We start from the raw sequence: 12,858 nt of genomic DNA on the forward strand, positions 1-12,858 counted from the left end.
GGGGGCCGCGGTCGTTCCGGGGTCGGTCAGTCCCCGTCGGCCGTGCTCGGGATGTACGCGCCCGGCACGTCGGCCGGGGCGTACAGCCGGGAGTCACCCGGGTAGGGCTTGTTCCAGCCGGTGGTGCGGTACCACGTGTACCGGTTCATCTGCTCCGGGTTGGCGTAGTCCGCCACCGCGTTGTTGCCGGTGAAGTGCTGCTGCGTCGACCACTGCTGCCACTGCGCCGCGAGACCACGCTGCGCCGCGGGCACCGCCACCACTGCGGCCTGCTGAGCCTGCAGGTCCTTCGCCGCGGTGCCGGTCAGACCCAACGTGTCCGAGCCGCACGCCGGCGGGTCGGCCACGCCCTCGGTGAGGGGCACCTTGTTCTTGACCGCCTTGAACGGCGTGTAGTTCGGCACGTTGGTGAACGCTCCCGCCATCGGGGTCGCCGCCGCGAGCTTCTGGTTCAGCGGCTGGGCGCCGAGGATCTGCTCGATGGTCCGCACCATGGTGATCTGGGTGTAGTAGGTGCTGTCGGTGACGCGGTGCCGCGCCCACGGGCTGATGATCTGGATCGGGGCGCGGTGGCCGTCGACGTGGTCCACACCGTCCTGGCTGTCGTCCTCGACCACGAAGATCGCCGAGTCCTTCCAGTACTTGCTGTGCGAGATCTCGTCGACGATCTTGCCGACTGCGAGGTCACCGTCGGCCACCTGGGCCCGGGGGTCCGGGGTGCCGCCGGTGTGGTCGCTGGACAGCCAGAACATGTTGAGGTTCGCCGGGCCGTTCTGCTCGAAGTCTCGCTTCCAGATCTCGTACCGGTAGAGGTCCGGGATGTCGGTGTCGAACTTCGGGTAGTCGTGCACGGTGATGTCGTTCAGCGACGGGATCGGCGACTCGGTGTCCTGCTTGATCGACGGATCGGTCAGCTGGGCCGGGTCCCCGCCGGAGGCGACGTTCGTGGCCGCGCAGTAGTAGTCCTGCCAGGTGGCGCCCTCGGGCTTGGTCTCGAACTGCGTGAACTCACCGAAGTTGCGGGCGGTGTTGCCGGCCGTCAACGCCGCGGTCCAGAGGAAGCCGGAACGCTGGTGGCCGAGCACGTCGTCCTCGGTGTCGTAACTACGGGTGTAGGAACCCGCGTTGGACTCGGTGTACTCCGGGTTGTCACCCTGCATCAGCCAGTTGTGGCCCTCGGCCGAGTTCGTGCCGATGTCGTAGGTGTTGTCGTACAGGCCGAACTGCGCCGCCAGGGCGTGCTGGTTCGGGGTGACCGTCTGGCCGAACTGCGCCAGCGAGCGGTCGCCGTTGCCGGTCGGGATGTCGCCGTACACCTGGTCGTAGGTGCGGTTCTCCTTCACCAGCAGGAAGACGTGCTTGATCGTCGACGGGTCACCGAGGCGCACCGGCACCGGGACCGGGTCGGCCTTCGGCCCGGACGCCTGGACGACGTCGCGGGTGCCCCAGCCGTTCTGCTGGAACACCTGCGAGGTCAGCGGCGCGATCTTCTGGTCGGTCGGCAGGGTGAACCGGGTCAACGTCGCGGTGGTGCCGTGCGTGCCGTACCCGGTCGCGGGCGCGGTGCCCGTTCCCTTGACGACCGTGAGCTCCGGGCCACGCGCGTCGATGCCGCGGGTGTTGGTGACGAAGACCTTGCCGTTGACGGTCGCGATGTCGGTGGGGAAGTAGTCGGTCGGCACCAGGCCGATGTAGCTCACCGGGGTCTGCGGCTTGCCCTCGTACTGGTACACCGCCACGGCGTTGGCGCGTCCGAGCGTGACGAGCAGGTGGCCGTCGGCCGTCATGGTGATGCCGTCCGGCTCGTACCCGACCGGCGAGGACGCCCACGGGCGGGTGGCGATGGTCTGGACGACCTTGCGGGTCGTCGTGTCGATGACCGAGACCGTGTCGCTGTTGGTGTTCGCGACGAACAACGCCTTGCCGTGCACGAACAGGGTGGTCGGGTGCAGACCGGTGGGGATCGAGGCCACGGCCGCGCTCGGGTCCGCCGTGTCGATGACGCTCACCGTGCCGGTGGTCGAGGTGCCGAGGTAGGGGTTGGCCGGGACCTGGGTGCCGTACGAGTTGATGGTGCTCTCGCCGGGCTTCGCGGCCCGGCCGCCCTCGTTGGACACGAACAGCTGGGACCCGACGACCACGATCTCGCGGGGCGCGGTGCCGACCTTCCAGGTCTGACGCACGGCGCCGGTCGAGGTGTCCATGGCCACCACGGTGTTCTGACCGTTGACCGGCACGTACACCGTCGAACCGTCCGCCGAGAAGACCGGCCGGGCCGGCAACGGCAGCGCGCCGTTCACGGTCGGCAGGGCGAACGTGGTCGGGGTGCCGAGGGAACCGTCGGCGTTCACGGGGAACTTCGTCAGCCCGGTGTTCTGCGACAGCCAGAGGAACTTGCCGTCGGGGGAGTAGGTCGGGCCCTCCTGGCCGACCGTGCCGTCGGTGAGCTTCTGGCTGACACCCGTGGCCGAGCCGACCGTCCACACCAGCTTGTAGTGGGCGAGGTCGAAGACCTGCAGCACGACGGACTTGTCGGCGCTGCTCGCGGCGAGGAAGCGACCGTCGGGGCTCACGGTCGAGCCCATGAACTTGCCGTACTTGGTCAGCAGCCGCTGCCCGTACGGCGCGATGGTCTGGTCGGCGGAGACCTGCAACCCGTTGGCGTACCGGGTGCCGACGTGCTGCTCGCCGAACGGGATTGTCGTCGCGGACGCGAGGCTCGACCCGATGAGGACGAGGGACGCCGAACCGACGACCACCGTCCGGGCCCGGCGGCTGCGGAACAACCGCCGCGCGGGGGAATCCGCCGGCGTGAGCCGGCGTCGTGTGACCTGCATGGTCATCCCTTCGATGGGCGTGTCAGATCGACGAGACCGTCGAACTGCCACAAGGGGTTGGGTGTGTCACCGGAACCGGTGCGCACGAGGAAGAAGCCGTTGACCTCGCGAGGTCCGTCGCCGTCGGCGATGTACCGGCCGTCGGGCTTGACGTCGAGTTGGTAGGTGGCGGTGCCGGTCGCGGTCGCACCGGGGATGTGCCAGGTGACGACGCACCGCCAGTCGTTGCCCGGGCCGTGGTCCTCGACCAGCGAGCCGCCCTTGTCGCACGCGGCGGTGGTGGCGAGGTCGGCTTCGGTGACGTCGGGTCGGTGCAACTGGGCGGCCTGCAGGCGGTAGAGGTGCCCGAAGGCCGTCGAGAGGGAGCGCTCGACGACCGGGCGTTCGACGCCCGATCCGGTGGCCGGGGTGGCGACGGCGACGACCCCGGCGCTCAGCGCGAGGACCGCCGCGAGCGGGACGACGGCCGTGAGGACGCCGCGCCGTCCGACACCGTCGTGCGCGTCGCCGGTGAAACCGCGACGCAGGAACACCAGACGGGCGACGAGTGTGGCGACCACCGCCCAGACCAGGGCCACCAGGACGCCGACGACGATCGTTGTCGTCTGCACCGGTTCGGTGAACAACCCGCGCCAGGCGAGGAATCCGTAGCTGGGCAGGGCGATCCGCACCACGGTCGGCAACGGGAGCACCTGCGCGACGTCGAGCAACAGGGCTAGCAGCGCCGGTGTCACCAGGCCCATCGGGGACCGGCCGAACAGCACCGAACCGAGCAGCCCGACCGCCGCGAAGGCGAGGGTCGGGGCCAGCGCCACGACCCACGCCAGGACCACGAGCCGGAAGGTGTCACCGGTCGCGAGGGAGCGGCCGTCGAGTGCGACCAGCGGGTGGTCGCCGACCGCGAGCAACCCCCCGACGATCCCCGACACCGCGAGGCCGAGCACGAGCGCGCCCAGCACGGTGAGGCTGGCCAGGGCCTTGGCGGCGAAGATCCGCCGCGGCGAGCGCACGGCGACCAGCAGGTGCCGCCACGTACCGAGCCGGTCCTCGACGGCGAACACGTCGCCCGCGACCAGCGAGGTCAGCACCGGCAGCACCCAGTTGCAGCAGAACGCGAGGACGACCAACGGACCGGCCCAACCGGTCTGGCTCATCCACCGGCCGAACACGGTGTCGGCGGGCAGGGCGCTCTGTTGCCCGACCACCGCGACGAACAGTCCCGGGCCGAGCCAGCACACGACGAGCAGGGCGCGGGTCCGCCACTGGGAGGCGAGCTTGGCCACCTCGAAGCGGTACGTGCTGCGCAGCGGTGTACGGCGGGTCCCCGCGACCGGCAGCGCGACGGCCGTCACCGGGCGTCGCTCTCGGTGAGGGCGAGGAAGGCCGCCTCGAGCGGTGACACGACCGGGGCCAGTTCACGCACCGCGATCCCGGCGGCGACCAGTCGGGTGACGGCGTCGTCGAGCACCGGCACCGCGCCCCGCACGAGCAGGACGTCGCCGTCGCGCGGGCGCAGCACGTCGTCGCCGTCGACCCGGTGCAACCCGGGGAAGCCCGCGAGCAGGCGGCGGGCGGCGTCGGGATCGGAGGTCCGCAGCCGGTAGTCCAGTTCGCCGACCTCGGCGTCGAGTTTCGCGAGCGTGCCGGTGAACACGACCCGGCCGGTGGCCAGGATCGTGACCTCGTCGCAGATCGAGGCCAGGTCGTCCATGCGGTGGCTGGACAGCACGACCGCGGTGCCGGACGCGGCGAGGCGGGACAGCACCCGGTGGACCTGGCGGGTGCCGGCGGGGTCCAGGCCGTTCGCCGGTTCGTCGAGGACCAGCAGGCGGGGGACCGAGAGCAGGGCGGCGGCGAGCCCGAGCCGTTGCCGCATCCCGAGTGAGAACCCGCGGACCCGGTCGTGCGCGACGTCGGTGAGCCCGACCTGGTCGAGCGCGTCGTCGACGCCGCTCTCGGGCAGCCCCCGCAGCCGCGCGGTGGCCGCGAGGTTCTGCCGGGCGCTCAGGGACGGGTAGAGGCCGGGGCCGTCGACGAACCCCGCGACTCCGTCGGGCAGGTCGAGGGCCCGGTGGGCGGGGTGGCCGAGGATCTCCAGCGTGCCGGCGTGGGGCACCCCCAGGGCGAGCAGCAGACCGAGCAACGTGGTCTTGCCGGCGCCGTTCGGTCCGACCAGTCCGTGGATGTGTCCCACTGCGACGTCGAGGTCCACGCCGTCGAGGGCGACGACGTCGCCGAACACCGCGCGCAGGCCGCGCGCCCGCACGGCTGGGGGGTTTCCGGCCGCCGCGGACGAGGGGCGATTCGGCACGTTTGCACGGTAGGCCCGCACATGTCATGCACAGGTTCGCGAGCGAGGAACTCTGGATGAACCCCTGGTGACCGGCTCGCGAGCCGTCACACCGGACGGCACGACGCGGCGTGCACCGTCCACGGGAGGTCGTCAGACTACGACGTCCTCGCCCTCCTCGACGCGACGGACGAGATCAGAGGCGTTCCGGCGCAGTTCCCGGAGCCCGACGGTGGTCACCCGGCGGAAGTGGCACGAGTGCCACGTGGGGAGTCCTCGGGAGCGAGGTCGAGCTGGCGCAGCGTTCCGGCGTGCCGGTCGACGGTGGCCGCGAGCACGTCCGGGTGGTCCACGTACCACGCCAGGTGGGCGTCGACGACCTCACGCCACGGCACGTCGCGACCGCCGATCACCCAGTCACCGACCGGAGTGTCCGGCCGCTCGGTGGGGGTGCGGACCGCGCCGAGGAACTCCCGCTCCGGCGTCTCGACGTACTCAGCGAGCTCGGGCCTGCCGGCCGCGCACAGCACGCGTCGGGCCGTCTCGGCCAGCACGACGTTGCGGGGATGGTTGAGCGTCCACATCGCCGCGCCGGGGGCGACCAGGTCGGACACCTCCACGTCGCACGCGCTCTCGCGGCGGCGCAGTTCCGCGGTCGCGGCGTCGCGTCGCTGCTGCTGGGCGACCGCGGAGGCCGGGCGGATCCCGACGTCGTCGCCGGGCCGGGCGCCGCGCGCGGCCGCCGCCAGCACCCGCAGGTCGTGGTAGTCGGTGAGCGGGGCGGGAGGGCGGCCGCCGTGGCCGTCGGTCGCCGTGACCTGGAACGGGAAGTCGCCGCCGTGGTAGGTCAGGGGGAACAGCACCACACGGGCGGAGTCGGGCAGCAGCGCGGCGAGCCGGTCGGTCGAGCAACCGGGCACCCGGTACTCGTCACGGATGGGCTGTGAGACCAGCAGCGCGGTGCGCGTCATGAGCTCGTGCACCTGCTCCACCTCGGCCGGGGTGAGCAGGTAGACCGGCGGCAACGCGACCACGGTGAGTCCGGCCCGCGCCAGCGGGTCGCGCAGCAGGGCCGCCACCGGCGCGGCCTGGCAGTTGCCCCACACCACCACCTGGTCCGGCCCGGTCACCGGGAGGTCCGTCCGTCGTCGTCCACCTGGTCGTCCTGCCCAGCCTGCTCAGTCGGCGATCTCGCCCGCCGCCGGAGGTTCGATCGTCACGGGCTCGTCGAAGTCGCCGAACTCGACCTGCACCGCGTAGCGCGCGCCGTCGACGGTCATGTTCGTCCACGTCCGTACCGGCCGCCCCCGGGTGTCGACGTCGACGTAACCCTCGGTCGGCACCACCTCGGCCCCGGTCAGTGAGCCGAGCTGGGCGGTGGGGGCGAAGGAGGCGACGCTGTAGCGGGTGCCGCCGGTCACGACACCGACCTCCCGGAACGTGGTGGCCGCGCCGTACGCGTCGGCGAGGCGGGCGAGGTCCGCGATGGCGAACACGGCCGCGGCCGACCCGCGGGCCTTCACGGCGGTCGGGTCGGAGTTCGCCGCGGTGACCGGTTGCCAGAGCGCGTCGGTGTCGCCGTACAGGTCCTCCGGCCGGACGTACGCCGCGTCGCCGGTGATGAGCAGGCGGTCGGCGTCGGAGGTGACCGACGGCGGACCGGAGATCTCCACGGCCGTCACCCGGCCGGCGTCCAGGGTCATCGACCCGTCGCCGCCGAACGAGCCCGACGGACCCGTGCCGTCGAGGTCCAGGCTCGCCGAGGAGATCGTGACGACGCCTGCCGCCATGGCCCGACCGAGGTCGGCCGCCGAGGTGATCTCCACCGGTGGCGACGACGCGACGCCGGTCGCTGGGGTGGACGAGGCGGACGGCGCGGGCGCGTCGTCGCCCGACGACGTGCACGCCGGGAGTCCGAGGACCGCGGCGACCACGAGGACAGCACCGAGGCGACGGACCAGCACCTGCCGAGCCTCGCACGGTTGGCGGGATCCGGCGCTTCCGCGGAAGGATCACGCCGACCACCTGACGAGCGGGCGGGGAACCGGCTGGAGGCTGCTCACTAGGCTGGAAACCATGAGTTCCCACATCCTCACCGCGGTGGCCTGGCCGTACGCCAACGGCCCCCGGCACATCGGTCACGTCGCCGGTTTCGGCGTTCCGTCCGACGTGTTCAGCCGGTACCAGCGGATGGCGGGCAACACGGTGCTGATGGTCAGTGGCACCGACGAACACGGCACGCCGATCCTCGTCCAGGCCGAGAACGAGGGGATGCCCGCGGCGCAGCTCGCCGACAAGTACAGCCGGGTGATCGCGGGCGACCTGCAGCAGCTCGGGTTGTCGTACGACCTGTTCACCCGGACCACCACCAAGAACCACTACGCGGTGGTGCAGGAGCTGTTCCGCGGCCTGCTCGCCAACGGCTACATCTTCCCCAAGACCCAGCTCGGGGCGATCAGCCCGTCGACCGGACGCACCCTGCCCGACCGCTACATCGAGGGCACGTGTCCGATCTGCGGGTACGGCGCGGCGCGCGGCGACCAGTGCGACAACTGCGGCAACCAGCTGGACCCGGTCGACCTCATCCAGCCCCGCAGCCGGATCAACGGGGAGACGCCGAAGTTCGTCGAGAGCGAGCAGTTCTTCCTCGACCTGCCCGCGTTCATCGCGACGTTGTCGGACTGGCTCGACACCAAGGGCACCTGGCGGCCGAACGTCCTGAACTTCACCAAGGGGCTGCTCACCGACCTCAAGCCGCGGGCCATCACCCGCGACCTCGACTGGGGCGTGCCGATCCCGCTCCCGGACTGGCAGGACCGCAACGACAAGCGCATCTACGTCTGGTTCGACGCCGTGGTCGGCTACCTCTCGGCGTCGATCGAGTGGGCGAAGCGCTCCGGTGACCCCGACGCCTGGCGGCCGTTCTGGCAGGGCCCCGACGCCCAGTCCTACTACTTCATGGGCAAGGACAACGTCGTCTTCCACGCCGAGATCTGGCCGGCGATGCTGTTCGGCTACAGCGGCATCGGGGCGAAGGGCGGTCAGCCGGGATCCCTCGGTGCCCTCGAGCGTCCGAGCGAGGTCGTGAGCTCCGAGTTCCTCACGATGGAGGGTCGGAAGTTCTCGTCGTCGCGCGGCGTCGTCATCTACGTCGGGGACATGCTCTCGCGCTACGACCCCGACGCCCTCCGCTACTACCTCGCCACCGCAGGGCCGGAGAACCAGGACACCGACTTCACCTGGGCCGAGTTCGTCAAGCGCGTCAACACCGAACTGGTCGCGGGCTGGGGGAACCTCGTCAACCGCACGGTGTCGATCACAGCGAAGAACATCGGGTCGATCCCTCCGCCCGGCGAGCTCACCGACGCCGACCGTGACCTGCTGCAACGATCGAGCAAGTCCTTCGACGAGATCGGGGGATTGTTGGCCCGTTCGCGTCAGAAGGCCGCGATCACCGAGACGATGCGCGTCGTGGCCGACGCCAACAAGTACCTGTCGGACCACGCGCCCTGGGCGTTGAAGAACACCGACCCGGACCGGATGGCGTCGGTGCTGCACGTCGCGCTGCAGGTCGTCGACGACGTCAAGACCCTGCTCACGCCGTTCCTGCCGCACTCGTCGAACAAGGTGCACGCCCTGCTCGGCGGTGAGGGTCGCTGGGCCGGGATGCCCGAGGTGCACGAGGTCGAGGAGGAACTCGCCGTGGGCACGCCGTCGTACTCGGTGCTCGAGGGCGACTACGACACCGGCGCGCGCTGGGAGTCCACGCCGTTGGTGCCCGGCACCCCGTTGTCGGCGCCGACCCCGATCTACCGCAAGCTCGACGACGCGGTGGTCGAGGAGGAACTGGCCCGCATGGACGCCGGGGCCTGAGTCGTGAGCTCCGGCGGCCGACAGAAGAAGAGCCGCCACGACCCGCCGGTGCCGGCCGAGCCGATCGGCGTGCCGCTGGTCGACGCCCACACCCACCTCGACGCCATCGCGCAGCGGGCGGGGGTGCCGGTCACGGCGGAGCACGTCGCCGCGACGATGGCGGCCGCCCACGCCGCGGGCGTGGCCGCCGTGGTCACGGTCGGCGACACCCTCGCGGCTTCGCGTTGGGCAGTGGCCACCGCGAACACCCGTGACGACGTCGTCGCAGCCGTCGCGGTGCACCCCACCGAGGTCGACGAACTCGAGGGGCCGAACGGCGAGGAGCGGTACGCCGAACTGCTGGCGCTCGCCCGCGACCCGCGCTGCGTGGCCGTCGGCGAGACCGGGCTGGACTACTACTGGGACCGCACCACGCCCGAGGCCCAGCAGCGGCACTTCCGGCGGCACGTCGCGCTCGCCCACGAGGTCGGCAAGCCGCTGATGATCCACGACCGCGAGGCGCACGAGGACGTGCTGCGCATCGTGGTCGAGGAGGGGGTCCCGCCGGCGGGCGTGGTCATGCACTCGTTCTCGGGTGACGTGACCTTCGCGCGCCGGTGTGTGGATCTGGGCTTCGTGCTGTCCTTCAGCGGGGTGGCGACGTTCACAAACGCTTCCGGTGTGCGGGAGGCCGCGGTGGGTACTCCTCTGGAGTCGATCCTGGTCGAGACCGACGCTCCGTTCCTCACCCCCCACCCCTTCCGCGGACGTCCGAACGCCCCGGAACTGCTGGGCTGGACGGCCCGTGGCCTCGCCGCGGACCGGGGCGTCGACCCGGTCGAGGTGGCGGCGGCGACGACCGCGAACGCGACCCGGCTGTTCCCCGTTTTGTCCGGTTCCGGGAACCTTCGAGGACGCCTCGACGGTTGAACCCACACCCAGTTCCCGGTTACCGTTTCGAGACCTTGCCGACCGGCAGCCACCTGTTCCGCCCGAGATGTCTTCCCCGACACCGGGCAGTTCAAGGCCCTGACGGTCGGCTTCGTGCGAGAACTGGAGAATTGTGCAGCGCAGCGTCGCCTTCGGCCTCTACGGGGTCGTCATCGCCGGCCTCGTCGGTGGGACGATCACCTGGGCCACGGTCGACAAGACCGTCCGACTCGACGTCGACGGCCAGACCACGTCCTTCCACACCCTCTCGGGCACCGTCAAGGGCGCCCTCTCCGACGCGGGCTACAACCCCACGGCGCGCGACATCGTGGCGCCGGGCCTCTCGGCCAAGGTCCACGACGACAGCGAGATCGTCCTGCGTCGCGGCCGGCTGCTGAAGCTGACCGTCGACGGCAAGGAGCGCGAGGTCTGGGTCAACTCCCCGACCGTCAGCCAGGCCATGGCCGACCTCGGGTACTCCACGTCGACGTTCACCTCGGTCTCGCGCAGCCAGCGGCTGCCGCTGTCGCCGACCTCCATCGACATCCGGACGCCGAAGGCCGTCATCCTCGTCCACGACGGCCAGAAGCAGACCCTGCTCACCACCGCCGCCTCGGTCGAGCAGATGCTCACCGACGCCGGCATCGTGCTCGGCCCGATCGACCGGCTGTCCGTCCCCGCGGCGTCCGCGCCGCGCGAGGGCCTCACCGTCACCCTGCAGCGCGTGTCCAAGGGCCGGGTCGCCGAGGACAAGACCGTGCCGTACGTCACCACCAACCAGCCCGACGGCTCGATGGTGAAGGGTCAGACCGAGGTGGTCACGGCCGGCAAGAACGGCTTCAACCGCGTGACCTACGCCGTCATCTACATCGACGGCAAGATCGCCGGCAAGACCCAGGTCTCGACCCAGGTGCTCTCCGCGCCCACCACCCAGGTGCAGAAGGTCGGCACCGCCGCACCGCCCGCGGCCACCCCCGCCCCCAGCACCGGTGGCGACAGTGGTGGCAGTGACGGCAGCTCCGGCGGCGGCAGCGCCGCCCCGGCCGTCCCGTCGGGCGACGCCCAGTCGATCGCCCACCAGATGGTGCTGGCCCGCGGGTGGGGCGAGGACCAGTTCTCGTGCCTGGTCTCGCTGTGGAACAAGGAGAGCGGCTGGAACGTGCACGCCTCCAACGGGGGTTCCGGCGCGTACGGCATCCCGCAGGCCCTACCGGGTTCGAAGATGGCCTCGGCCGGTCCGGACTGGCAGGACAGCGCGGCCACCCAGATCACCTGGGGCCTGGGCTACATCTCCGGTCGCTACGGCACCCCGTGTGGCGCCTGGGGTCACTCGCAGTCCACCGGTTGGTACTAGACCCATCTGATCGTCACGTAGAGGCCCGCTCCGGTTCGCCGGGGCGGGCCTTCGTGTGCCCGGGCCCTTCGTCCGCGTGTCCCAACGGGCGGCTCCGACCTGGTCGAGTGGCGCGTCGACCCGTCGAGTGGCGCGTGGAACCGCGCCACTCGACGGGGTCGGGGTCGGTCAGCTCCCGCCCTGAGCCCGCTCGGCGAGCGGCTGCCACGCGTTCCAGGTGGCGAGGCGCGACTCGTAGTCCTTCGTCACGATACCGAGGGGCGCGGTACCGAAGAAGACGCGCAGGGGCGGGGGAGTGGCGTCGACGACCTCGAGGATCGCGGCGCCGCTCGCCTCGGGGTCACCCGGGACGGCGGCCGAACGCTGCTTCTCGCGGGCCGCGCGGACGTCGTCGTAGGCGTCGATCGTCGTGCTGCGCTGGGCGGACGGGCCGGACCAGTCGGTCGAGAAACCGCCGGGCTCCACGAGCGTGACGTGGATGCCGAAGTCCCTCACCTCCTGCGCCAACGCCTGGCTGAACCCCTCGAGCGCCCACTTCGACGCGTGGTACGCGCCGACGTTCGGGAACGCCGAGATCCCGCCGATGCTCGAGACCTGCACGATGTGGCCCGAACCCTGGGCCCGCAGGATCGGCAGCGCCGCCTGCGTGACCCAGAGAGCGCCGAAGAAGTTGGTCTCGAGCTGGGCGCGGACCTCGTCCTCGCTGAGCTCCTCGATCATGCCGAAGTGGCCGTAGCCCGCGTTGTTGACCACGACGTCGAGGCCGCCGAAGTGCTTGGCCGCCTGCTGCACGGCCGCGGTGTCGGCAGCGTGGTCGGTGACGTCGAGCTGCAACGGCAGGACGGCGTCGCCGTACTGCTGGACGAGATCGTCGAGGGTGGAGGTGTCGCGCGCGGTGGCGGCGACGCGGTCGCCGCGCTCCAGGGCGGCCGCGGCCCAGATGTGGCCGAAGCCCTTGGACGCGCCGGTGATGAACCAGGTCTTGGACATGGTCACGACGCTACGACCTGGAGTGGACTCGAACGCCACCGCGCGCGGCCACCTCAGGCGCCGACGAGCTCCGACGACGCCTGCCGCAGCGCCTCCAGGACCGACTTGCGGTTCTTGTGGGCCCGCTCGTAGGCGTCGACGACCTTGAGGTCGCGCGGGTCGGTCACGCGGTCCAGCCGGGCGACGACCTCGGGGACGGTGAGCGCGTCGTAGCCGCGGATCGGCAGTTCGGCCTCGTCCAGGACGCCGAGTTCGGCGCGCGCCTCATGCAGCACCTCGGCGGTGGTGTCGGCGCCGGTGGCCCGCGCCTCGTGGTCGCCGTCGCGCAGGGCGGCGTCGCGGCCCGCGGTCCAGGCGGCGTCGGTGATCCGCGCGGCGCGGGTGGCCGCCTCGGTGACCTCGGTCCGCGCCCGGTCGACCGCCTCCGACGCCGTGGTCACGGCGGTGGTGACCGTTCCCGCGACCTCGGCGGCCGCGGCGCGGGCCTGGGCGGCCGCGGTCGCGGCGAGGTCGGTGGCGGCGGTGGCGACCTTCTCGGTGATCTCGCGACCGGCCCGGGCCGGGAGCCCCGCGACCTGACGGGCGCGCTCGGCGGCCCGCTGCGC

At 71.6% G+C, this 12,858-nt stretch carries 10 protein-coding genes and 1 pseudogene; 3 read left to right on the forward strand and 8 right to left on the reverse strand.

Going from position 1 to position 12,858, the window contains the following annotated elements; genetic code table 11:
• Positions 1–26: 26 nt before the first annotated feature.
• The 6 genes from ACXR2U_RS20640 to ACXR2U_RS20665 form a co-directional block, all read right to left on the reverse strand.
• On the reverse strand, positions 27–2,837 hold the full coding sequence (locus ACXR2U_RS20640; RefSeq protein ID WP_458826967.1) for a phosphoesterase: 2,811 nt from the start codon (positions 2,835–2,837) through the stop codon (positions 27–29).
• A 2-nt stretch (positions 2,838–2,839) separates the two neighbouring features.
• On the reverse strand, positions 2,840–4,189 hold the full coding sequence (locus ACXR2U_RS20645) for an ABC transporter permease (RefSeq protein WP_458826968.1): 1,350 nt from the start codon (positions 4,187–4,189) through the stop codon (positions 2,840–2,842).
• Positions 4,186–5,148, reverse strand: a complete 963-nt coding sequence (locus ACXR2U_RS20650) for an ABC transporter ATP-binding protein (protein ID WP_458826969.1) — start codon at positions 5,146–5,148, stop codon at positions 4,186–4,188. Before ACXR2U_RS20650 ends, ACXR2U_RS20645 begins: the two co-directional genes overlap by 4 nt.
• Positions 5,149–5,280: 132 nt before the next feature.
• On the reverse strand, positions 5,281–5,367 hold the full coding sequence (locus tag ACXR2U_RS20655; RefSeq protein WP_458826977.1) for a type II toxin-antitoxin system Phd/YefM family antitoxin: 87 nt from the start codon (positions 5,365–5,367) through the stop codon (positions 5,281–5,283).
• Positions 5,364–6,257 carry a WcbI family polysaccharide biosynthesis putative acetyltransferase gene (locus tag ACXR2U_RS20660; protein ID WP_458826970.1) on the reverse strand — a complete coding sequence of 298 codons (894 nt, stop codon included), beginning with the start codon at positions 6,255–6,257 and terminating at the stop codon, positions 5,364–5,366. The genes ACXR2U_RS20655 and ACXR2U_RS20660 overlap by 4 nt, the downstream gene beginning before the upstream one ends.
• A gap of 48 nt (positions 6,258–6,305) precedes the next feature.
• Complete coding sequence (locus ACXR2U_RS20665) at positions 6,306–7,091, reverse strand: hypothetical protein (RefSeq protein ID WP_458826971.1); 786 nt, start codon at positions 7,089–7,091, stop codon at positions 6,306–6,308.
• 112 nt (positions 7,092–7,203) lie between these two features.
• Between ACXR2U_RS20665 and metG the strand changes: the two genes are divergently transcribed.
• The 3 genes from metG (at position 7,204) to ACXR2U_RS20680 (ending at position 11,263) form a co-directional block, all read left to right on the forward strand.
• The gene (gene metG, locus ACXR2U_RS20670) at positions 7,204–9,000 is read left to right on the forward strand and encodes a methionine--tRNA ligase (RefSeq protein ID WP_458826972.1); all 1,797 of its coding nucleotides are present in this window, start codon (positions 7,204–7,206) and stop codon (positions 8,998–9,000) included.
• Between the two features lie 3 nt (positions 9,001–9,003).
• Entirely contained in the window at positions 9,004–9,909 is a 906-nt protein-coding gene (locus ACXR2U_RS20675) for a TatD family hydrolase (RefSeq protein WP_458826973.1), read from the forward strand.
• Between the two features lie 133 nt (positions 9,910–10,042).
• Positions 10,043–11,263, forward strand: coding sequence for an aggregation-promoting factor C-terminal-like domain-containing protein (locus ACXR2U_RS20680; protein WP_458826974.1), 1,221 nt, complete (start codon positions 10,043–10,045; stop codon positions 11,261–11,263).
• Between the two features lie 168 nt (positions 11,264–11,431).
• On the opposite strand, the gene ACXR2U_RS20685 is transcribed toward ACXR2U_RS20680, so the two are convergent.
• Together ACXR2U_RS20685 and ACXR2U_RS20690 are read right to left on the reverse strand one after the other, a co-directional pair.
• Complete coding sequence (locus ACXR2U_RS20685; protein ID WP_458826975.1) at positions 11,432–12,253, reverse strand: SDR family oxidoreductase; 822 nt, start codon at positions 12,251–12,253, stop codon at positions 11,432–11,434.
• A gap of 53 nt (positions 12,254–12,306) precedes the next feature.
• A pseudogene (locus ACXR2U_RS20690) lies at positions 12,307–12,858 on the reverse strand (hypothetical protein); the annotation flags it as partial.

The organism is Jatrophihabitans sp. YIM 134969, from assembly GCF_054456675.1.